Below are 20,588 nucleotides of genomic sequence, written 5' to 3' on the forward strand. Positions count from 1 at the left end.
CCGCCTTGCCCCAAGCCGCGCTCGCCGCCGGCGTGCAGCAGGAAGCGGGTGCGTGGGATGATGCGTCGCGGCTGGCGCTGATATCGGCGCTCGCCGATCGCGCCCGGCACGGGCTCGACCATGTCATCTTCCTCAAAGTGGCGGACGGCACGTCGGGCGAAGCGCTCAAAGCCGCGGCGCTTCGCTATGCCCGGGCGCTCGCGCACGGGCTGGTCGATCCGACCACCCAGCACGATCCCTTCACCCTAGCCCGCGCCCGCCTCGATCCCGAACCGGCACTGGCAAAGGCCCTCGCCGAGGGAAGGTTGCGCGAATGGCTTGCGAGCCTGGCGCCGCAGGACGACGAATATACCCGGCTGTCCCAGGCCTATCTCGATCTTCGCGCCAAATCGCAGGATGCCGCCGAGCCGGAGATCGGCGGCGGCAATCTGCTCAAGGTCGGCGATGTCGATCCGCGCATCGCCGCGATCGCCGAGCAATTGATCACCGCGGAATATTTGCCGCCCACATCGTCGGCTACTCCTGCGGCCGGTCCTCCCGTCTATACCCAGCGCATCGCCGAAGCGGTCAAGGCGCTCCAGCGCGATTACGGCATTGCCGCCGACGGCGTGATCGGCCCCGATACGCTGGGCGTGCTGAACCTGGGCGCCGGCGATCGTGCGCGCGCGATCGCGGTCGCGCTGGAGCGGCGGCGCTGGCTCGATCGCACCCCGCCGGCGACCCGGATCGACGTCAACACCGCCGCCACCCAGCTCCAATATTATCGCGACGGCGTCCTGGTGGACACGCGGCGCGTCGTCGTCGGCAAGCCCGGCACCGAGACGCCTCCGCTGCAATCGCCCATCTATCGGCTGGTCGCCAATCCCACCTGGACCGTCCCCAAGTCGATCCAGAATGGCGAGCTCGCCAATGTCGGCGCCGACTATCTGCAGCGCAACAATATGGTGCTCCGCGATGGCTGGATCGTCCAGGGATCGGGGCCCGAAAACGCCCTCGGCATGGTCAAGTTCGATATGCACAACCAGCATGCAATCTATCTGCACGATACGTCTGCGCCCGAACTGTTCGATCGCAGCCAGCGGCATCGCAGCCACGGTTGCGTCCGCGTCGAGGATGCGCTGGGCTTCGCGCAACTGCTTGCCGAGGATCAGGGCATCGGCGAGGCATGGCTCGCGGCGCAGATGGGCGGCGAGCAGCAATTCGTCCCGCTCAGAAAGCCCATTCCCGTCCGGCTGATCTATCGCAACGTCTTCGTCGACGAGACCGGCAAGGTGGCGCTGCGAGCCGATCCCTATGGGTGGAACGCGCCGATCGCGAGCGCGCTGGGTTTCGCAGACAATGCCAAGGCGCGATTGCGCAGCGACGCCGCCGATATCGGCCCATGAGCGGAGCGGCGCACCGCGTCCGGGGCATGAGCTCACGCTGGAAATGGGTGGTCAGCCTGCTGTTTCGCCGGATCTGGTTCCGGGCGGCATATTTTTCGCTGGCTTCGGTCGGTCTCGCGCTGCTCGCCGCGTTCGTCGCGCCCTATATCCCCGACGATATCGGCGCCAAGATCGGCTCGGACGCGGTCGACAATATCCTCGGCATCCTTGCCTCGTCGATGTTGGCGGTGACGACCTTCTCGCTCACTGCAATGGTGTCGGCCTTCTCGGCCGCCGCAAACAGCATCACTCCGCGCGCGACCCAGTTGCTGGTCGAGGATACGACCGCGCAGAACGCGCTTTCCACCTTCATCGGCGCCTTCCTCTTCTCGATCGTCGGCATCTGCGCGCTCTCGACCGGACTCTATGGCAAATCGGGCCGCTTCATCCTGTTCATCGGCACGATCCTGGTCATCGCGATCATCGTCGTCACTTTGCTGCGCTGGATCGAGCATCTGTCGAACTTCGGGCGGGTCGGCGACACGATCGACCGGGTCGAGAAGGTGACGACCGGCGCGATCGATCGATCCGGCTATGCCGTGCGCGTCGTGCCGGCGGGAGCCAACGCGACCAACGGCCGCCGCGCATTGTTTGCCGACAAGACGGGCTACATCGCCCATATCGATCTGACCGCGCTCGACGAGATCGCCGCGCGCCTCGACTGCATCATCCACGTACAGGTGATGCCCGGCGCGTTCGTCAGCCCGAGCCGCGCGATCGCCCGGCTGGATGGAGGCGACGAGGCAAGCGATGGCCAAATCTGCAGTGCCTTCACCTTCGATCATCATCGCCAGTTCGACCATGATCCGCGGCTCGGCCTGGTCGTGCTCTCTGAAATCGCCAGCCGGGCATTGTCGCCCGCAGTCAACGATCCCGGAACGGCGATCGCGGTGCTGGGATCCGGCGTGCGCGTGATGATCTCGATGCTCGACGAAGCCAGGCCGGGCAAACCGGCAAGCGAGCGCGTCCGGCTGCCCGATCTGCACATCGGCGATCTGCTCGACGATCTCTTCCGACCGATCGCCCGCGATGGTGCAGCCAATGTCGAAGTCGCGATCAAGCTTCAACGCTCGCTTGCCGAAATCGCCGCGATTGCGCCCGCTGCCCATGGCATGCTCGCGCTGTGCGCGGCGGACGCGCTCGCCCGCAACGAAACCGTGATGTCGCACCCCCGCGATCTCGAAGCGGTGCGCCAGGTCTATCGCGCGCACTGGACCGATCGGGGAATCCTCGCGCACGCCGCATCAACGGCATCGGCGGAGGAAATGGTGGGCGCTGACGGGCTCGAACCGCCGACCCTCTCGGTGTAAACGAGATGCTCTACCAACTGAGCTAAGCGCCCTCGCCGACCGCGATGCCAAAAGCCGTCGCGCAGGGCAAGGGGTCACACCATTTGTAGCCCGGCCCGCTTCACCGCGCTCGCATAGCTGCGCATCCCGTCGAGCCCCTTCGCGCTCAGCCCGATATAGGCCCGGCGCCGATCGCTCGGATCCGCCTGTCGCTCGAACAGCCCGGCATCGTGCAGCGTCCCGATCCAGCGCAGCGCGGTCGTCGGCGGCACCGCCGCGGCGATGCACAGGCTCGAGACCGAGACCTGCCGCCGCTCGAGGGCCGACGCGAACAGATCGAGCAACATGTCCCATGCCGGATCGGCGAACAGATCGCCCTGGAAAAACTGCCCCCGCATCCGCCGCGATCGGATCGTCGCGCGCACCTCTTGCGGGCTGATCTCGATCGGCGCGCCGTCGTCGGGGCCGCGATAGTCGTTGTCGGGCGCCCGCACGCTCCTGCGCCTCTCGCCATCTTCCCCCCGCGTCAGTCGCGCGAGCGTGTCGGCGATCCGCGCAATCTCTTCGTTGAGCCGCTGCAGCCGCACCGATTCGGCCTCGCGGGTGACATCGTTCACCACGCCCCGCGCCAGCCAGCGCGCAGCGGCGATCGCGGCAATCCGTTCGGCCTGGCTCGGCTCGCACAGCAATTGCGTGCGCGGCCCCAGCAGATGCGCTGCCGCGACGTCGATCTGTTGCAGCGTGATCGCCGCGACTATCCCCAGCGAACGCTCACGCGCCATCGTGTCGGCCCGCGCAAGCACCAGGTCGAAAAGATCGTCCGGCGCGCCCGCTCCCTCGATCAATATCATGTCGAGCCCGTCATAATTGCTGAGGTCGCGCGCGACCGCGGCGAAGCCCACCGGTGCCGGCGTCGCATAGCCGGCATGCCGCAGCGCCGCCACGGCATCGCCACCATCGCCCTCGGCAATCACCAGCGCTTTCGCCATCGTCGCATAGCTTGGATCGAGCATGGCCAGGTCCTGCCTCCTCGAGTTCATCTTCTGTTCCGGATGTGCCGCAAGGCTCCGAAACGGGTGAGTCCGATTTCCTCCGTTTCGGAGGTTATGAGGCGACCCGCGGACGGGGCAGGCGATCATTTCCTCCATTTCGGAAGAAATTGGTACAAATTCGAACTAATCGAGCGACTTGACGATCTCTTCGACCATCTTCTTCGCGTCCGCCAGCAGCATCATCGTATTATCGGCATAGAATACGTCATTGTCCACGCCTGCATAGCCCACCCCGCCCATCGATCGCTTGATGAACAAGACGGTCTTGGCCTTGCCCACGTCGAACACCGGCATGCCATAGATTGGCGAGCCCTTGTCGGTCTTGGCCGCCGGATTGACGACGTCGTTGGCGCCGATGATGAAGGCGACATCGGTCTGCGCGAATTCGGAGTTGATGTCCTCCAGCTCGAACACTTCGTCATAGGGCACGTTCGCCTCGGCGAGCAGCACGTTCATATGCCCCGGCATCCGCCCCGCGACCGGGTGGATCGCATATTTCACCCGCACGCCATGTTCCTTGAGCTTGTCGCCCATTTCGCGCAGCGCATGCTGCGCCTGCGCGACCGCCATGCCATAACCGGGGACGATGATGACCTGCTCGGCCTGGCTCATCAGGAAGGCGGCATCCTCGGCCGATCCGCGCTTCCACGGACGATCGGTCGCCGCCGCCGCGCTGCTCCCGCCGCTGTCGCCGCCGAATCCGCCCGCGATCACGCTGATGAAGCTGCGGTTCATCGCCCGGCACATGATATAGCTCAGGATCGCGCCCGACGAGCCCACCAGCGCCCCGGTGATGATCATCGCGCTATTGTGCAGCGTGAACCCCATCGCCGCCGCCGCCCAGCCCGAATAGCTGTTGAGCATCGACACCACCACCGGCATGTCCGCCCCGCCGATCGGCACGATCAGCAGGAAGCCGATCGCGAACGCCAGGATCGTGATCGTCCAGAAGATCCAGGGCGACTGGTCCTGCGTGAAATAAGCGATCAGCCCGAGGATAGCGGCCAGCACCGCCAGGTTGATGACGTGCCGCCCCGGCAACAGGATCGGCTTGCCGCCCATATTGCCGTTGAGCTTCAGGAAGGCGATCACCGACCCCGAGAAGGTGATCGCGCCGATCGCAATGCCGAGGCCCATCTCGACTCGGCTGACCGGCAGGATCGAGCCCGCCGCATCGACGATGCCGAACGCTTCGGGGTTAAGGAACGCCGCCGCTGCCACGAGCACGGCGGCCATGCCGACCAACGAGTGGAACGCCGCCACCAGCTGCGGCATCGCGGTCATCGCGATGCGACGTGCGGTGACCAGGCCGATCACGGCGCCGATGCCGATCGCCACCAAAATCTGGACAAGAGTCAGCGTGTCCAACTCGAACGTGCCGAAATTCTCGCAAATCGCGGCGGGCGGGCAGGCAGGCATGATGCGCGGCACATGCGTCACCAAAGTCGTCACCACCGCAATCGCCATGCCGATCATGCCGAGCCGGTTGCCGCGCTGGCTGGTGACCGGGCTCGAAAGCCCGCGCAGCGCCAGGATGAAACAGACACCCGCGACCAGATAGGCCAGCGAAACCCAGGGGCTTACGGAGACGGCATGTTCCATCTCAGCGCACCTTCTTCTTGTACATCGCCAGCATCCGCGCCGTCACCGCGAACCCGCCGAAGATGTTCACCGAGGCGAGCACCACCGCGAGCAACCCGAGCCATTTCGAAACCGCCCCGCCCTCGCCGATCCCGGCCGCCGCCGCCGCGATCAGCGCGCCGACGATGATCACGCTCGAGATCGCATTGGTCACCGCCATCAGCGGCGTATGCAGCGCCGGCGTCACCGACCAGACGACGAAATAGCCGACGAAACAGGCCAGCACGAAGATCGACAGGATCGAGATGAAGTCCATATGTTGCTCCTTATGCCGCCCGGCGCTGCGGCGCAGGCACGGTGCGCCCGAGTTCCTGCGCCGCCTCGATCCAGCAGGCAATCGCGTCATAGCCGTTGCGAAGCGCTTCCTCGGGGGTTTCGCCGTCGGATCGGCACCCCGGCAACTCCGGCGCGATCGCCGCAAAGCCCCCGCCGTCCGCTTCGGAAAGCGGAACGATATCCAGCTCGAAATCCTGCGGTGTCGTGATCAAACTTGATCCTCCCCGGAACGGGGAGGGGGACCAGCCGAAGGCTGGTGGAGGGGGCGCGCCACAAGCGCACCGATTGAAGCGGCAACACCATCCGCGTCTTTCAAAACATCCGCACCGTTGACGTGAACGACCTTATGCCCGTTCTCAACCAGGAAGCGCTCACGGGTCTCGTCGTGTGAGATCGCATCGGGTTGGGCATGGATCTCACCATCGACTTCGATCGCCAGACGGGCAGCCGCGCAATAGAAATCGACGATGTAGGGCCCGATCGGATGCTGCTTGCGGAACCGCGCGCCAGCCGTCTTGCGCCGAAGGCGCTGCCATAGCAGCACTTCGGGATAGGTCATTTCGCGACGTAGCTTGCGGGCCTTTGTCACCTCCGGCTTCACCGCTCGTGGCGAGCCCCCTCCACCATGCTTCGCATGGTCCCCCTCCCCGTTCCGGGGAGGATAAGGGGCCGCCCCGCTCACGCGCCGAGCAGCCTCTCATGCACCACCTTGCCACCCTGCGTCACCCGGATCGCGCTGCCAATCTCCTCATCGAGCACCGGTCTGCCCGCTTCCTTGTCCCAAAAGGCGCTCAGAAAGTTGAACAGGTTCCGCGCAAACAGCGCAGACGCATCCGCCGCCAGCCGCGACGGTACGTTGCGATGCCCGACGATCCGCACGCCGTGCACCGTCACCACGTCGCCCGCCACCGATCCCTCGACATTGCCCCCGGCCTCCACCGCCAGATCGACGATCACGCTGCCAGGCTTCATACTGGCGATCTGCGCATCGCTGATCAGCCGCGGCGCCGGCCGCCCCGGGATCAAGGCAGTGGTGATGACGATGTCCTGCTTGGCGATATGGCTCGACACCAGTTCGGCCTGCGCCGCCTTATATTCGTCGGACATTTCGGTGGCATAGCCGCCGCTGCCCTCGCCCTCGATGCCTGCGACATTCTCGACGAAGATCGGCTTGGCGCCCAGCGACTGGATCTGCTCCTTGGTCGCCGCGCGCACGTCGGTAGCGGAAACCTGGGCGCCCAACCGCCGCGCCGTCGCGATCGCCTGGAGCCCGGCCACGCCGACCCCCATCACGAAGACCTTGGCCGCCGAAATCGTCCCCGCCGCGGTCATCATCATCGGAAAGGCACGGTCATATTCGGCGGCGGCGTCGAGCACGGCCTTGTAGCCGGCAAGGTTCGACTGCGACGATAGGATATCCATCGATTGCGCGCGGGTGATTCGCGGCATCCATTCCATCGCCAGCGCCTCGGCGCCGAGCGCCGCATAGCGATCCACGCGCGCGCGATCGCCGAAAGGATTCAGCCCGGCAACGATCCAGGCTCCCGGCTTCAGCCCCGGCAGCGCATCGGGGTCGGGGCCCTGCACCCCCAGAACGATATCGGCGCCCGCCAATATCTCGGCGCGCGAGCCGATCGCCGCGCCGGCATCGGCATAGCCCAGATCGGCAAAGGACGCCGCGTCACCGGCGCCCGCTTCCACCGCCACGTCGGCGCCCAGCGCGATGAACTTCTTGACCGTCTCGGCCGTCGCGGAGACACGCCGCTCGCCGGCGGCGGTCTCCTTGAGCACCGCGATCTTCACCCTAGCTGGCGAGCAGGAAGACGACGAAGGCCGCGACCAGCGCCGTCGCCACGGTTCCCCATTTCATCATCGCGGTGAAGCCCGCCCAGGTCTGCTCATGCGCCTGCAGGTTGGCATTATCCTCGCCCAGATCGGCCATGCGTCTCATTTCCCTCGTCACGGTGTCGGCAGACCTTAACCGCGCTGTTGCATCCTCTCAAGCCCGGCGTCCCGTGCAGGGCGTCGAATAGGCTTAAGCCCGCCTTTACCCCTCATCGCTAAGACAAGCGACCTGAAACGGGACACCGGGGACAAAGTGCAATGACGCGCAACGGGCAGCGCCTTATGATGCTGATCGACGACGAGCCGGCCCAGCGCCGCCTCGTCGCGGCGATCGCATCGCGCCGCGGCTGGCGGACCGTCTTCGCGAGCGATTTCGAAATGGCGATCGCCACGCTCGGCACGCCGGACGGGATGGCACTCGACGCGGTGATCCTCGATCATGCGTCCTCGGACGCCGAAGCATCGGCGCTGATCGGCGAGCTTCGCACCCGCCGTCCGCAATTGCCGATCCTCGTCCTCACCGCCAATGGCTCGGTCTCCGCCGCAGTAAGCGCGATGCGCGCGGGCGCCACCGATTTCCTCGTCAAGCCGATCGCCTCCGAACGGCTGCTCGCCGCGCTCGAAGTCGTGGTCGGCGGCGAAACCTCGGGCGAGCTGCGCCCGCTCACCGAAAAGCTCACTGCATTGCTCGCCTTCGACGAGATCGTCGGCTCGGCGCCCCAGTTCCGCGCCGCGCTCGCCATCGCCGCGAAAGCGGCACGCGCCCGCGTTCCCGTCCTCATCGAGGGCGAAAGCGGGGTCGGCAAGGAAGTCGTTGCCGAGGCGATCCACGCCGCATCCCCGCGCAACAAGAAGCCGATGATCACGGTCAATTGCGGCGCCATCCCCGCCAATCTCGTCGAATCCGAACTGTTCGGGCATGAAAAGGGCGCCTTCACCGGCGCGTTCGAACGCAAGATCGGTCGGTTCGCCGATGCCGATGGCGGCACCCTGTTCCTCGACGAAGTCGGCGAGATGCCGCTCGAGGCGCAGATCAAGCTGCTTCACTTGCTTCAGTCGGGCGAGATCCAGCCGGTCGGCGCGCGCCATGCCCGCGAGGTCGATGTCCGAGTAATCGCCGCGACCAACAAGACGCTCGCCGTCGAAGTCGAGGAAGGCCGCTTCCGCGAGGATCTCTATTATCGGCTCAACGTCGTCCAGGTAACGATCCCGCCGCTACGCGAACGCGCCGGCGACATTCCCGCGCTCGCCCGCCACTTGCTCGGCCGCATCGCCGATCAGCCCGGCCTGCGCCAGCTCGGCATTACCGACGACGCCATCGCCTTGCTGCGCAGCTACGATTGGCCCGGAAACGTCCGCCAGCTCCAGAACGCCCTGTTCCGCGCCGCCGTGCTTTGCGACAGCGACGGGCTCACCCACGCCGATTTTCCCAAGATCGCCCAGCTCGCCGCCGGCCGCCCGTCGAGCAACGGCGTCGCGAACCAGAATGCCGGCAATGCCGGCGTCACCCTGTTCCGCCCCGACGGCAATCTGCGCGCGCTTGAAGAGATCGAGGCCGACGTCATCCGCCTCGCGATCGGCCATTATCGCGGTCGCATGACCGAAGTCGCGCGCCGCCTCGGGATCGGCCGCTCGACGCTGTACCGCAAGCTCGGCGAGCTAGGAATAGATCAGAGCGCCGCCTGACCGAAAGGCTGCCGGCGCCCGAGAGCGCCGGCAGGTATACTTACTTCTTGGCAGGCTTGGTCATCGCTTCCGCCATCGCAACGGCATCCGCGATGTCGGCCGCGCCGCCCAGATCGCCTTCGCTCGTGCGACCCGCACCGGGACCTGCGCCCATGTCGGCGCCCGTCGTCGGATCGGAGGTGGGATCGGACATCGTCCGCGCAGCGAGCTGGGTGAACGCCTTCTTGTCGTCGCTACCCATACCGACGCTTGCAGTGCCGTCGCCGCCGTCCGCGGGCATCACCTGCTCGAGATCGTCGACCCGATCCCACTGGTCGCCCGAATTCCACGGACCGTCCATGTCGCCTTCGCCCTGCGACGTGTTGACGTACATGCTGGCATATTTCTCGACCGCCGGCAGCTTGCCCGAGGGGAAGTTGTTCTCGATCGCATACAGCGCCTTCTCGAACGACTTCTGGTGCGCCACTTCGCGCGTCATCAGGAAGCCGAGCGCTTCCTTGATGCCGGGATCGTCGGTGACGTTGATCAGCCGCTCATAGACGATCTTCGCGCGCGCCTCGGCGGCAATGTTCGAACGCAGGTCGGCGGTCGGCTCCCCGCGCGAGTCGACATAGGCCGCGGTCCAGGGAACCCCCGCCGAATCTATCAGCGCAGGCCCGCCGCCGAACAGCAAAGATTCCTTCGCGCTCGTGCCGCTCGCACCGATCATCTGGTACAATTCGGCCTCATTCTTCGACGCTTCCGAAAGCTGCACCTTCACGCCCTGGTTGAGCATCGCGATGATCGATCCGATCACTTCGAGATGGCTCAGCTCCTCGGTGGCGATGTCGAGCAACAGGTCCTTGCGGCCCGCATCGGCTTCGCCAAGTCCTTGGGTAAAATAGCGCATGGCGGCGGCAAGTTCGCCGTCAGCACCACCAAATTGCTCGAGCATGAGGCAGGCAAGCCGCGGATTGGGCTCGGCGACGCGGACAGTATATTGCAGCCGCTTATTGTGCATGAACATGGGAAGACGCTCCTCGTTGAGTCGCCTCATTAACCGGCAAGCCCGCCGTTCCGTTGCGTGCAGGCTGCTATTTTCCCCAATAAGCTCAATTATTTACATGGATCAATGATCTGATTTAGTCGCGCCGTGGCACCAGCGCCATATCCTTCATCCCGCGCCACACGCGCAGCGCCTGCGCAGTCTCATAGACGTCGTGCACCCGCAGCAATTGCGCGCCGTGCTCCGCTCCCTTGAGCGCGAGGGCAAGCGACCCGCCGAGCCGCTTATCCGCCGGCGCCTCGTTCGAAAGCGCGCCGATCATCCGTTTGCGGCTCGCCCCCAGCACGAGCCCGCAGCCGATCCCGTGGAACAGCGCGAGGCCATTGAGCAGCGCCAGATTGTCCTGCAGCGACTTGCCGAAGCCGATGCCGGGATCGATCAATATCCGGCTCCGATCCACCCCCGCCGCCGCGACCGCATCGACTCGCGCCGCCAGCCAATCATAGACGTCCAGCAGCACGTCGCCATAGCCGCTGCCGCCATGCGGTCCCTTGGCGGGCTCGGGCGAATGCATCAGCACCACCGGGCAGCCCGCCTTCGCCACCACCTCCAGCGCGCGCGGGTCGAACAGCAAGGCCGCGACATCGTTGACGACCTGCGCCCCCGCCGCCAGCGCCGCCTCCATCACCCCTGCCTTGCGCGTGTCGATCGAGACCGCCGCCCCGCTGTGCGCCAGCCGCTCGATCACCGGCACGGTCCGCGCGATCTCGTCGCCTTCCCAAACCGGATCGGCCCCCGGCCGAGTCGATTCGCCGCCGACATCGACGATCGCGGCGCCGGCGATCCCCATATCGACCCCCGCCTGCGCTGCCGCCGCGGGATCGTCGCCCCGGCTGCCCCCGTCGGAAAAACTGTCGGGTGTCACGTTGAGGATGCCCATCACCAGCGGCTGGTCGAGCCGCAACACCCGCTCGCCCAGGTGCAGGGCCGCACGCGGCGCGCTGATCCGCTCGGCCAGCGCGTGGAGGCGCTCGTCCTGCGGCAAATCCGAAACCGCCACCGAATGCCGCGCGGTCCTGCCGTCCGTCACCACGATCAGCTCATAAGCGGCAAACCAGCTCAGCCCCCCGGCAAGCCGCGCGACTTCGCCATCGCGCCCCACCGGAGTTTCGACGAATTGGGTGGGGCGGAGGTAGAGGCGGGCGGCCGAGGGAAGTTGCATAAGTGTGCCCTACCTTATCCTCCCCGGCACGGGGAGGGGGACCGCCGCCGAAGGCGGTGGTGGAGGGGGCGCGCCGCAAAGGACGCCGCCCGTGGAGAGCCCCCTCCACCAGCTTCGCTGGTCCCCCTCCCCGTGCCGGGGAGGATATTTAAGGCTGCGTCGCCAGCAAATAGGTCTGCCGCAGCACATCGATCGGCTTGAGCACCCCCTCGGCCTCGACATGCCAATAGGTCCAGCCATTGCAGCTCGGCGCATTCTGCAGAATCGCCCCCACCTTGTGGATCGACCCCGTCGCATCGCCGCACTTCAGCGACCCGTCGGCCCCCACCAGCGCACGATGCTTGCGCTTCGCATCGGTCAGCGCGGTCCCCGGCGCCAGATAGCCATTCTCGACCAGCTGCCCGAACGCCACCCGCGGCGCCGCCTTGGGCGCCTGCATCGTCGTCAGCGCCGATTCGTCGAGCGGCAGCGCCGCCTCGATCCGGGCATAGGCCGCGTCGACATAGACCTGCTCGCGCTCGATTCCGATCCAGCGCCGCCCCAGCCGCTTCGCCACCGCACCGGTCGTCCCCGTCCCGAAGAAGGGATCGAGCACCACGTCGCCCTTCTTGGTCGAGGCGAGCAGGATGCGATACAGCAAGGCCTCGGGCTTCTGGGTCGGATGCACCTTGTGCCCGTCCTTCTTCAGCCGCTCGGGGCCCCCGCAGATCGGGAACTCCCAGTCCGATCGCATCTGCAGCTCGTCGTTGAGCGTCTTCATGCTGCGATAGTTGAAGGTGTAGCGCGACTTCTCGCCGGTCGACGCCCAAATCAGCGTCTCGTGCGCGTTGGTGAAGCGCGTGCCCTTGAAATTGGGCATCGGATTGGCCTTGCGCCAGATGATGTCGTTGAGGATCCAGAAGTCCAGATCCTGGATCGCCGATCCCACCTTGAAGATATTATGATAGCTGCCGATCACCCAGATCGTGCCGTCGTCCTTCAGGATGCGCCGCGCCTCGGCCAGCCAGGCGCGCGTGAAGCGGTCATAGGCGGAGAGGCTGTCGAACTTGTCCCACTCGTCGGTTACCGCATCGACATGGCTGCCGTCGGGCCGGTTGAGGTCGCCGCCGAGCTGGAGATTATAGGGCGGATCGGCGAAGATCATGTCGATCGATTTGGCCGGCAAGGCGCGCATCGCCTCGATGCAATCCTGGCGCAGGATCGTATCGAGCGGCAGCACATCGACCCACGATCGCGCCTCGCGCGTCGTCCGCGGCTTAACCTTCTCCAACACGCCCATGCAGCTATTCCCCTTGCCCGGCGCCGGTTTTCGGCGCGTGCGGAGTCCCGCGTCAAGCGAACATTGGTTAACGCAAAAGGGTAGCAAATCGTTAACGCGCCGGAACATTTCGGCACCCGCCCAGATGTTGAGTCCTGAAGTTATCCACAGGCGCAAGCACTGGTGGTGTGGCCAAAAAGACTCAGCCCCAAATTCCCTCTCCCATCGGGAGAGGGAGGGAGCCGCCGCCAGGCGGCGGAAGGGTGAGGGCGAAGAGCATTGCGGCTGAACCCCGCCTGTCGGTCGCACTCACAGCCGGTTCAACCGCCCACCGCTAAAACCGCTCCACTGGCGGGGGCTGGAGACCGAATCATGACGCATAGAATCAAGTTGCTCGCCGCCGCCTCCGCCGCTCTCCTCTGCGGCACCGTCCCCGCACTCGCGCAGAGCGACTGGGATTATGGCGGCGGCCGCCAGGGCGATCGCGACTATCGTCTCGTCGGCGCGGGCGTGCCCCTACTCGCCCCCGAATTGCGCCGCACCAATCGCGGCCGCGCCTTCGTGATGCGCAATTTCGACGCCAATCGCGACGGCCGCGTCAGCCCGCGCGAAGCCGAGCGCGCCAATCGCGCCTTCTTCGAAATCGCCGGCCCGCGCCGCGACCGCTTCGACTGGGATTCGCGCGATTCGCTCCGCCCCGCGCCCGACATGCGCGGCGGCGACTGGGATCGCCGCGCGATGCGCGACTATCGCTTCCGCCAGACCCCGCAAGGCGCGACGATGACGATGCAGGAGGATGTCCTGTTCGCCACCGACAGCGCCGTCCTGCGCCCCGGCGCGATCGAAAAGCTCCGCCCGCTTGGCCTCTATCTGCGCGCCAATCCCGGCGTCCGCGTCGCGATCGTCGGCCACACCGATGCGCGCGGCACCGATGCGCACAATCAGAGCCTCTCCGAACGCCGCGCCGAAAGCGTCCGCACCGCCTTCGACACGATGGGCGTCACCCGCGCCCGCTTCCAGGTCGAAGGCCGCGGCGAAAGCGCGCCGGTCGCCAGCAACGCCACTGCCGAAGGCATGCGCCTCAACCGCCGCGTCGAAGTGACCCTGCTCGGCCAACGCGCCGATCGCTTCGACCGGGAGGATTGATCAAAGCTCGGACCCGGCACTGCCGGGTCCGATTGCGATCAGTCGTGAAGAGCCGGTCCGTGTATGGCCGCACTTGGTGGGAAGCGGTCGTAGAGCTCAGCGCTTTGATCGCCGCATTTCACGAACTTGGCGTCGCCCAGCGACAAATAAACGCCATCCCCAAACGCCGAACAGAAGGGCAACCGCAACTGAAGCAATGCCGACAATCCAGTAGCGGATGGTTGCTGGCGGATCAAAATACCAAAGGGGCGGCAGGATCAAAACATATGGTACGACCGGCAAGATTGCGGAGAGTGAGTTTACGCTCGGCCAGCCTCGCTCACCGATGTCTCGATTGATCCAAGCAAGAAATCGCCGCCATCGCGTCATTGATTTTTTCTCCCCAACCACTGTTAACGCGAAACGATACGGTGCGCGAGGTTATGTCTCCCGGTGGTCGTCATTGGTCATAGCGTACGCCTTTCACGGAACGGATCGCCGCTCGAAGACACCAGGGTGGGCAACACCCTTGCAAAATAGGATTTCGCCTGCTTGCCTGTCGCGCCGGGCAACCGGTCGCTCTTTGCCATCGTCAGAATACCCGCTGGCTCCGCAGCAACAAAATTGCGGCCGCGCGCAACGAAGTTAGTCAAAACACGCGAAAAGTGGGAAGCTAAAGCGGTGAAAGCCTATTCCGCCGCCTGCGCCGCCGGCCCGAAATCGAGCTCGGCCTGCGCGACTCGCCAGAAGCTGCGGCGGTGGTGCGGCGTCGGCCCCAGCGTGCGCAGCGCTTCCTGGTGGACCTTGGCCGAATAGCCCTTGTTGCTCGCCCAGCCATAGCCGGGGAAAGCTTCGTCGAGTTCGAGCATCATGCAATCGCGCTGGTGCTTGGCGACGATCGAGGCCGCGGCGATCGAAAGGCACAGCGCGTCGCCGCCAATTACCCACTGGCTGGTATGCGGCCATTTGGGGCAGCGATTGCCGTCGACCAGCACCATCGCCGGCACGATGCCCAGCGCGTCCACCGCGCGGTGCATCGCCAGCATCGTCGCCCACAAGATGTTGAGCGAATCGATCTCCTCGACGCTGGCAACGCCGACGCCCACCTTCGCGCAATCGAGCAACGCCGCGCACAATTCGGCGCGTTTCGCCGCGGTCAGCACCTTCGAATCGTCGATGCCCTCGGGAATGCATTTAGGATCGAGCACCACCGCGGCGGCCACCACCGGCCCCGCCAGCGGCCCGCGCCCGGCCTCGTCCACGCCCGCCACGGGCCCCTTGTGGAGGCGCTTGTAGCGCCGCTCGAATTTGAGGTCAGGCATCTGCCAGCCGCCATGGCGGAAAGCGCCGCATCTCGCCAGCCTGATAGAGGCAGACCGCATTGCCCGCGGGATCGCGCAGCCGCGCCTCGCGCCAGCCCCAGTCGCGGTCGCGCGGCTCCTGCTCGAACGCGACGCCCTGCTGCTGCAGATAGGCGACCGTCACGTCGAGATCGCCGCATTCGAAATAGACGACCGGCCCGGTATAGGCCTCGTCGGTCGCGATCGAGAAGGTCGCCCCGCCCTCGGTCTCGAAACGGGCATAGCGAGGGCTGGCGCGGACGATCTGGCGCAGCCCGAGCAGCCGATAGAAGCGCTCGCTCGCCGCCAGGTCCTGCGCCGGCACCGTCACCTGGTTCAGCATCGGCTCGAAGAAGCTCATGTTGAGATCGAGCCGCACCGCCTGCTGCCCCATCGGCCCATGCCCGCGCCCCAGATCGGGCGCCTCGCGCATCGCGATCCGCACGAAGCGCCGCGCCCGCGCCACCGCCTCGGGCAAGTCCCATTCCGCCGCCAGCCCGCAGGCGATCGCCGACGAAAGCGTGCAGCCGGTGCCGTGGGTCGACTCGCTGTCGATGCGCGGATCGCTCCATTCGATCTCGGGCGGATCGCCGGGATCGACCGAGAACAGCCGGTCGCAAAGCTGCGGCCCGGAAGCGTGCCCGCCCTTCACCAGCAAGGCGCAGCCATGTTCGGCGACCAGCGCCTTCGCCGCCTGCCGCTGTTCGGCATCCCCCTCCACCGGCCGCCCCGCCAGCGCCGCCAGCTCGGGCAGGTTGGGCGTCGCCACCGTCGCGTGTCGCATCAGCCGCTCGAACGCCGCGATCGTCGCATCGTCGGCCAGCGTCGCGCCGCTGGTCGCCACCATCACCGGATCGAACACCACCGGCACCCCGGGCAATTCCTCGAGCTTGGCCGCCACCGCCAGCGCCGTCCGCGCCGATCCGATCATCCCGATCTTGATCGCGTCGACGCCCAGATCGCGCACCACGGCATCGATCTGCGCGATCACCATGTCGGTCGGGATGGGATGCACCGCGTCGACGCCGAGCGTGTTCTGCGCGGTGATCGCGGTGATCGCGGTCATCGCATGCCCGCCGAGCATCGTAACGGTCTTGATATCGGCCTGGATGCCCGCGCCGCCGCCCGAATCCGAGCCCGCGATGATCAGGATGCGCGGCGTCATCCTTCGAACTTTCGCTCGTTGCTCGCCGGATAGCGCTTGAGCGAAGCGCCGGTCCGCGTCGGCCGATCCATCAATTCGCCCCCGCAATTGGGGCAGCGCTCGTCGAGCGCCTCGGCGCAAAGCGCGCAGAAGCTGCATTCGAACGAACAGATGAACGCGCCGGGATGATCGGCCGGAAGATCGGTCCCGCAGCGTTCGCAATCGGGGCGCATTTCAAGCATTTGCGTCTCCTAACCCGCCGCCACCCGCACCGCGTCGCAAACCCGGTCCACCACCGCTTCCACCTGCCCGCGGTCATCGCCTTCGGCCATCACCCGGATCACCGGCTCGGTGCCCGATGCGCGGATCACCAGCCGCCCCTTGCCGTCCAGCTCCGCCTCGGCGCCCGCAATCGCATCCTTCACCGCATTGTCTTCGAGCGGCCTCCCGCCCTTGAACCGCACATTCTTGAGGATCTGCGGCAGCGGATCGAAGCGATGCAGCACTTCGCTCGCCGGTGCGCCCGCGCGCACCAGTTCGGCCAGCACCTGCAGCGCCGCGACCAGCCCGTCGCCGGTCGTCGCATAATCGGAAAGGATGATATGCCCGCTCTGCTCGCCGCCGACATTGTAACCCGAGCCGCGCATCTTCTCGAGCACGTAACGGTCGCCGACATTGGTCCGCACCATCCCAAGCCCCTGCGCCGCGAGATGCCGCTCGAGCCCGAGGTTCGACATCACCGTCGTTACCAGCCCCCCGCCCGCCAGCCGCCCTTGCCGCGCCCAGCCGCCGGCGATCAGCGCCATCAACTGGTCGCCATCGATCACCCGCCCGGTCTCGTCGACCACGATCAACCGGTCGGCATCGCCGTCCAGCGCGATCCCGATCGCCGCGCCCGATGCGACCACCGTCTCGCACAGCGTCTCCGGCGCGGTCGATCCGACCCCGGCATTGATATTCTTGCCGTTGGGCTCGACGCCGATCGCGATGACGTCGGCACCCAATTCCCACAGCGCCGAGGGGGCGACCTGATAGGCCGCGCCATTGGCGCAATCGACGACGATCTTGAGCCCGTCGAGCGTCAGGTCGACGGGAAAGGTCGATTTGGCGAAGTGGATATAGCGCCCGCGCGCATCCTCCACGCGCCGTGCCCGGCCGATCTCGGCGGCGGGCGCCAGCGCGACGTCGCCGTCGATCAGCGCCTCGATCGCATGCTCGTCCTCGTCCGAAAGCTTGTAGCCGTCGGGGCCGAACAGCTTGATGCCATTGTCGTAGAAGGGATTGTGGCTGGCGGAGATCATCACCCCCATGTCGGCGCGCATCGACTGGGTCAGCATCGCCACTGCCGGGGTCGGCATCGGCCCGACCAGGACGACATCCATGCCCACGCTGGTGAAGCCCGCCACCATCGCGTTCTCGAGCATATAGCCCGAAAGCCGCGTATCCTTACCGATCACCACGCGATGCTTGTGGTCGCCGCGCAGGAAATGCGCACCCGCCGCCATGCCGACCTTCATCGCCATCGCCGCAGTCATCGGCGCGATGTTCGTGAGGCCACGAATCCCGTCGGTTCCGAAATATTTCCTTGCCATTCCTAGCCTTCTTGCGACGTTGCGCCCAACGGATCGCGCGGTAATAGCGCCGCGAACAACAAAGGGCGAGCATGTCGCAACCTACCCGCATTCTGCTCTCGCTCGTCGCGGGCCTGATCGTCGGCGCGCTATTCGCCGCCTATGCACCGGAGACCGGGCTCTCGGTCGCCAATTGGGCGCAGCCGGTGGGCCAAGCATGGCTGAACGGGCTGCAGATGACGATCGTGCCGCTGGTCTTCGCCTTGCTGATCACCGGCGTGACTGCCACCGCAGAGGCGGCGCGGGCGGGACGGCTCGCCGGGCGCGCGATCGCGCTCTATGTCACCGTGCTGTTCCTCTCGGCAGCCTTGGCGGGGGTGCTGACCCCCTTGCTCCTCGAAATCTGGCCTTTGCCGCAGGAATCGGCGGCGAACCTGCGCGCGGCATTGGTCGGCGCCGAACAGATCGGCCCGGTGCCGCCGCTCGGCGAATTCTTCGCGGCGATCATTCCCGCCAACATCGTCAAGGCGGCGGTCGACAATGCCTTCCTCTCGCTCATCATCTTCTCGCTGCTCTTCGCCTTCGCGATCACCCGGATCGGCGAGGAGCAACGCAAGCTGCTCGTCGGTTTCTTCGCCGCGATCCGCGACGCGATGCTGGTGGTAATCGACTGGGTGCTGTGGATCGCCCCCATCGGGGTCTTCGCGCTGGCGCTGGTCGTCGGCGCCAAGGCGGGGACCGGCGCGTTCGGCGCGCTGCTCCATTATATATTGATCGTCGCCGGGGTCGGCTTCGTCGTCGCACTGTTCGCTTATCCAGTGGCGGTGTTCGGGGGCCGGGTGCGCTTCGCGCGCTATGTGCAAGCGGCGCTCCCCAGCCAGGCAGTGGCGCTCAGCACCCAATCCTCGCTCGCCACCCTGCCGGTGATGATCGAGGGCGCGAGCGATCTCGACGTGCCCGTCGCGGTCTCGGGCGTGACGCTCCCGCTCGCGGTCGCGATCTTCCGCGCGACGGGCCCGGCGATGAACTTCGCGGTGGCGATCTATGTCGCGACCTGGTTCGACGTGCCGCTCAGCCCCGCCACGCTCGCGGTCGGCGCCGTCGTCGCCGCGCTCACCTCGCTAGGCTCGGTCAGCCTGCCCGGCACGGTCAGCTATGTCAGCGCGATCGCGCCCGTGGCGGCAACGATCGGCGCGCCGGTGGCGCCGCTCGGGCTGCTCGTCGCGGTCGAGACGCTGCCCGACATCATGCGCACCGTCGGCAACGTCACCTGGGATCTCGCCGCCACCACCTGGCTATCGCGCCGCGCCGACAAGGTCCCGCTCGACGAGGCCGACGCGATCGTGCGGCACGACAGCTAAGGTACAGCTTTATTTGAGCAGCACCAGTTCCTCAGCCATGCTCGGGTGCAGCGCCACGGTCTGGTCGAAGGCATCCTTGGTCAGACCTGCCTTCACCGCCACCGCCGCCGCCTGCAGGATCTCCGGCGCGTCCGGCCCGATCATGTGCAGTCCCACCACGCGCCCGGTGATCCCGTCGCAGATCATCTTGTACAGGGCCCGCTCGTGGCGCCCCGCGAGCACATTCTTCATTGCCCGGAAATCGGACGTATAGACCTTCACCGAGCCGAGCTTGTTGCGCGCCTCGCCCTCGGTCATCCCGACCCCCGCCATCGGCGGATGGCTGAACACCGCGCTCGGGATGCAGCTATAATCGACCGTGTGCGGCTTATCGCCGAAGATCGTGTCGGCGAATGCCTGCCCCTCGCGGATCGCCACCGGGGTCAGCTGGACGCGATTGGTCACGTCGCCGACCGCATAGATGCTGTCCACGGTCGAGCGATTGTCGTCGCCCACCTTCACCGCGCCCTGCGCGTCCAGCTCGACGCCGACCGCTTCGAGCCCCAGCCCCATCGTGTTGGGAACCCGGCCGGTGGCGAACAGCACCACATCGACATCCATCGGATCCTGCCCCGACAGATGCACGCGCACTCCGTCGTCCAGCTTCTCGATCTTTTCGAATTCGGCGTGGAAGCGGAAATCAATCCCCTTGGTGAGCGAGATCTGCAGCAGCCGGTCGCGGATCGACTGGTCATAGCCGCGCAGGATGACGTCGCTGCGGTTGACGAGAGTCACCCGCGATCCAAACTCGTTGAAGATTCCGGCGAACTCGTTGGCGATATAGCCGCCCCCGGCGATCACGATCCGCTTGGGCAATTTGTCGAGATGGAAGACCTCGTTCGAGGTGATGCCCAAATCGCTGCCCGGAAAGTCGGGCACATGCGGATGCGCGCCCGTCGCGACCAAAATATACTTCGCCGTAACCGTACGCCCGCTCGCCAGCGTCACTTCATGCGGCCCGGTCACGGTGGCGCGCTCGAGGATGATCTCGGCGCCGGCATTTTCCAGGCCCTGCGTGTAGAGCCCGTTGAGCCGATCGACGTCGCCCATCACATTGTCGCGCAGCACCGCCCAGTCGAAGCTGCAGTCGGGCACGTTCCAGCCGAAGCGGCGTGCGTCCTTCAGATCCTCGGCGAAATGCGCGCCGTAGACGAGCAGCTTCTTGGGCACGCAACCGCGGATCACGCAGGTCCCGCCGACCCGATACTCCTCCGCCACCGCCACCTTCGCGCCATAGGCGGCAGAGACGCGCGAGGCGCGCACCCCGCCCGAGCCCGCGCCGATGACGAAGAGGTCGTAGTCGTAATCGCTCATTCTGATTCCTTGTTCG

The 20,588-nt window shown here is 66.3% G+C and carries 20 protein-coding genes and 1 tRNA gene; 5 read left to right on the forward strand and 16 right to left on the reverse strand.

The genetic code is table 11. From position 1 onward, the window contains the following. Positions 1 to 5: 5 nt before the first annotated feature. Both OKW87_RS10565 and OKW87_RS17555 read left to right on the forward strand, forming a co-directional pair. Positions 6 to 1,385, forward strand: a complete 1,380-nt coding sequence (locus OKW87_RS10565) for a L,D-transpeptidase family protein (RefSeq protein ID WP_265539302.1) — start codon at positions 6 to 8, stop codon at positions 1,383 to 1,385. A 26-nt stretch (positions 1,386 to 1,411) separates the two neighbouring features. Then, the gene (locus tag OKW87_RS17555; protein ID WP_443025101.1) at positions 1,412 to 2,734 is read left to right on the forward strand and encodes a DUF2254 domain-containing protein; all 1,323 of its coding nucleotides are present in this window, start codon (positions 1,412 to 1,414) and stop codon (positions 2,732 to 2,734) included. Here OKW87_RS17555 and OKW87_RS10575 read toward each other — a convergent pair. The 8 genes from OKW87_RS10575 to OKW87_RS10610 all read right to left on the reverse strand — a co-directional run bounded on the left by OKW87_RS10575 (position 2,691) and on the right by OKW87_RS10610 (position 7,624). After that, positions 2,691 to 2,766: transfer RNA gene (locus OKW87_RS10575), tRNA-Val, on the reverse strand. The genes OKW87_RS17555 and OKW87_RS10575 overlap by 44 nt on opposite strands. Before the next feature lie 42 nt (positions 2,767 to 2,808). After that, entirely contained in the window at positions 2,809 to 3,726 is a 918-nt protein-coding gene (locus OKW87_RS10580; RefSeq protein ID WP_265539306.1) for a winged helix DNA-binding protein, read from the reverse strand. 162 nt (positions 3,727 to 3,888) lie between these two features. After that, a complete protein-coding gene (locus OKW87_RS10585) occupies positions 3,889 to 5,367 on the reverse strand; it encodes an NAD(P)(+) transhydrogenase (Re/Si-specific) subunit beta (RefSeq protein ID WP_265539307.1) in 1,479 nt (492 codons plus the stop codon). A 1-nt stretch (position 5,368) separates the two neighbouring features. Then, a complete protein-coding gene (locus OKW87_RS10590) occupies positions 5,369 to 5,662 on the reverse strand; it encodes a proton-translocating transhydrogenase family protein (protein WP_265539309.1) in 294 nt (97 codons plus the stop codon). 10 nt (positions 5,663 to 5,672) lie between these two features. After that, positions 5,673 to 5,894, reverse strand: coding sequence for a type II toxin-antitoxin system HicB family antitoxin (locus OKW87_RS10595; protein ID WP_265539311.1), 222 nt, complete (start codon positions 5,892 to 5,894; stop codon positions 5,673 to 5,675). Continuing rightward, on the reverse strand, positions 5,891 to 6,283 hold the full coding sequence (locus OKW87_RS10600) for an endonuclease domain-containing protein (RefSeq protein ID WP_265539312.1): 393 nt from the start codon (positions 6,281 to 6,283) through the stop codon (positions 5,891 to 5,893). The genes OKW87_RS10595 and OKW87_RS10600 overlap by 4 nt, the downstream gene beginning before the upstream one ends. A 77-nt stretch (positions 6,284 to 6,360) precedes the next feature. Then, a complete protein-coding gene (locus OKW87_RS10605) occupies positions 6,361 to 7,485 on the reverse strand; it encodes an NAD(P) transhydrogenase subunit alpha (protein ID WP_265539314.1) in 1,125 nt (374 codons plus the stop codon). A gap of 1 nt (position 7,486) precedes the next feature. Beyond that, a complete protein-coding gene (locus tag OKW87_RS10610; protein WP_265539316.1) occupies positions 7,487 to 7,624 on the reverse strand; it encodes an aa3-type cytochrome c oxidase subunit IV in 138 nt (45 codons plus the stop codon). 161 nt (positions 7,625 to 7,785) lie between these two features. Between OKW87_RS10610 and OKW87_RS10615 the strand changes: the two genes are divergently transcribed. After that, positions 7,786 to 9,213, forward strand: a complete 1,428-nt coding sequence (locus OKW87_RS10615; protein ID WP_265539318.1) for a sigma-54-dependent transcriptional regulator — start codon at positions 7,786 to 7,788, stop codon at positions 9,211 to 9,213. Between the two features lie 40 nt (positions 9,214 to 9,253). Here the strand turns inward: OKW87_RS10615 and OKW87_RS10620 are convergent, their stop codons facing one another. The 3 genes from OKW87_RS10620 to OKW87_RS10630 form a co-directional block, all read right to left on the reverse strand. Then, positions 9,254 to 10,219, reverse strand: a complete 966-nt coding sequence (locus tag OKW87_RS10620) for a manganese catalase family protein (RefSeq protein ID WP_265539320.1) — start codon at positions 10,217 to 10,219, stop codon at positions 9,254 to 9,256. Positions 10,220 to 10,334: 115 nt separating this feature from the next. Beyond that, the gene (gene folP / locus OKW87_RS10625; RefSeq protein WP_265539322.1) at positions 10,335 to 11,420 is read right to left on the reverse strand and encodes a dihydropteroate synthase; all 1,086 of its coding nucleotides are present in this window, start codon (positions 11,418 to 11,420) and stop codon (positions 10,335 to 10,337) included. 148 nt (positions 11,421 to 11,568) lie between these two features. Next, positions 11,569 to 12,699, reverse strand: a complete 1,131-nt coding sequence (locus OKW87_RS10630; protein ID WP_265539324.1) for a site-specific DNA-methyltransferase — start codon at positions 12,697 to 12,699, stop codon at positions 11,569 to 11,571. 351 nt (positions 12,700 to 13,050) lie between these two features. On the opposite strand from OKW87_RS10630, the gene OKW87_RS10635 reads away from it, so the two are divergent. Further along, positions 13,051 to 13,824 (forward strand): OmpA family protein, encoded by a 774-nt coding sequence (locus tag OKW87_RS10635; protein WP_265539326.1) that lies wholly within the window; start codon positions 13,051 to 13,053, stop codon positions 13,822 to 13,824. Between the two features lie 668 nt (positions 13,825 to 14,492). On the opposite strand, the gene OKW87_RS10640 is transcribed toward OKW87_RS10635, so the two are convergent. The 4 genes from OKW87_RS10640 to glmM are packed head-to-tail and all read right to left on the reverse strand — an operon-like array spanning position 14,493 to position 17,879. Then, complete coding sequence (locus tag OKW87_RS10640; protein WP_265539327.1) at positions 14,493 to 15,125, reverse strand: ribonuclease HII; 633 nt, start codon at positions 15,123 to 15,125, stop codon at positions 14,493 to 14,495. After that, on the reverse strand, positions 15,118 to 16,308 hold the full coding sequence (gene thiD / locus OKW87_RS10645) for a bifunctional hydroxymethylpyrimidine kinase/phosphomethylpyrimidine kinase (protein WP_265539328.1): 1,191 nt from the start codon (positions 16,306 to 16,308) through the stop codon (positions 15,118 to 15,120). Before thiD ends, OKW87_RS10640 begins: the two co-directional genes overlap by 8 nt. Beyond that, entirely contained in the window at positions 16,305 to 16,529 is a 225-nt protein-coding gene (locus OKW87_RS10650) for a DUF1272 domain-containing protein (protein WP_265539330.1), read from the reverse strand. The genes thiD and OKW87_RS10650 overlap by 4 nt, the downstream gene beginning before the upstream one ends. 9 nt (positions 16,530 to 16,538) lie before the next feature. Beyond that, positions 16,539 to 17,879: a phosphoglucosamine mutase gene (gene glmM / locus OKW87_RS10655; RefSeq protein WP_265539331.1), complete on the reverse strand. Its 1,341-nt coding sequence runs from the start codon at positions 17,877 to 17,879 to the stop codon at positions 16,539 to 16,541. Between the two features lie 71 nt (positions 17,880 to 17,950). On the opposite strand from glmM, the gene OKW87_RS10660 reads away from it, so the two are divergent. Then, a complete protein-coding gene (locus tag OKW87_RS10660) occupies positions 17,951 to 19,219 on the forward strand; it encodes a dicarboxylate/amino acid:cation symporter (RefSeq protein ID WP_265539333.1) in 1,269 nt (422 codons plus the stop codon). 9 nt (positions 19,220 to 19,228) lie between these two features. Here OKW87_RS10660 and gorA read toward each other — a convergent pair whose 3' ends face one another. Beyond that, the gene (gene gorA / locus OKW87_RS10665) at positions 19,229 to 20,572 is read right to left on the reverse strand and encodes a glutathione-disulfide reductase (protein ID WP_265539334.1); all 1,344 of its coding nucleotides are present in this window, start codon (positions 20,570 to 20,572) and stop codon (positions 19,229 to 19,231) included. Between the last annotated feature and the right edge of the window lie 16 nt (positions 20,573 to 20,588).

It is taken from the genome of Sphingomonas sp. M1-B02 (assembly GCF_026167525.1).
In the GTDB taxonomy this organism is placed as follows: Bacteria; Pseudomonadota; Alphaproteobacteria; order Sphingomonadales; family Sphingomonadaceae; genus Sphingomonas.

Excerpts from the sequence above, each read along its gene's own strand:
- OKW87_RS17555 (WP_443025101.1), top strand. The coding sequence starts at position 1,412 with ATGAGCTCACGCTGGAAATGGGTGGTCAGCCTGCTGTTTCGCCGGATC.
- OKW87_RS10580 (WP_265539306.1), bottom strand. The coding sequence starts at position 3,726 with ATGCTCGATCCAAGCTATGCGACGATGGCGAAAGCGCTGGTGATTGCC.
- OKW87_RS10585 (WP_265539307.1), bottom strand. The coding sequence starts at position 5,367 with ATGGAACATGCCGTCTCCGTAAGCCCCTGGGTTTCGCTGGCCTATCTG.
- OKW87_RS10590 (WP_265539309.1), bottom strand. The coding sequence starts at position 5,662 with ATGGACTTCATCTCGATCCTGTCGATCTTCGTGCTGGCCTGTTTCGTC.
- OKW87_RS10610 (WP_265539316.1), bottom strand. The coding sequence starts at position 7,624 with ATGGCCGATCTGGGCGAGGATAATGCCAACCTGCAGGCGCATGAGCAG.
- OKW87_RS10615 (WP_265539318.1), top strand. The coding sequence starts at position 7,786 with ATGACGCGCAACGGGCAGCGCCTTATGATGCTGATCGACGACGAGCCG.
- OKW87_RS10620 (WP_265539320.1), bottom strand. The coding sequence starts at position 10,219 with ATGTTCATGCACAATAAGCGGCTGCAATATACTGTCCGCGTCGCCGAG.
- folP (WP_265539322.1), bottom strand. The coding sequence starts at position 11,420 with ATGCAACTTCCCTCGGCCGCCCGCCTCTACCTCCGCCCCACCCAATTC.
- OKW87_RS10630 (WP_265539324.1), bottom strand. The coding sequence starts at position 12,699 with ATGGGCGTGTTGGAGAAGGTTAAGCCGCGGACGACGCGCGAGGCGCGA.
- OKW87_RS10635 (WP_265539326.1), top strand. The coding sequence starts at position 13,051 with ATGACGCATAGAATCAAGTTGCTCGCCGCCGCCTCCGCCGCTCTCCTC.
- OKW87_RS10640 (WP_265539327.1), bottom strand. The coding sequence starts at position 15,125 with ATGCCTGACCTCAAATTCGAGCGGCGCTACAAGCGCCTCCACAAGGGG.
- thiD (WP_265539328.1), bottom strand. The coding sequence starts at position 16,308 with ATGACGCCGCGCATCCTGATCATCGCGGGCTCGGATTCGGGCGGCGGC.
- OKW87_RS10650 (WP_265539330.1), bottom strand. The coding sequence starts at position 16,529 with ATGCTTGAAATGCGCCCCGATTGCGAACGCTGCGGGACCGATCTTCCG.
- glmM (WP_265539331.1), bottom strand. The coding sequence starts at position 17,879 with ATGGCAAGGAAATATTTCGGAACCGACGGGATTCGTGGCCTCACGAAC.
- OKW87_RS10660 (WP_265539333.1), top strand. The coding sequence starts at position 17,951 with ATGTCGCAACCTACCCGCATTCTGCTCTCGCTCGTCGCGGGCCTGATC.
- gorA (WP_265539334.1), bottom strand. The coding sequence starts at position 20,572 with ATGAGCGATTACGACTACGACCTCTTCGTCATCGGCGCGGGCTCGGGC.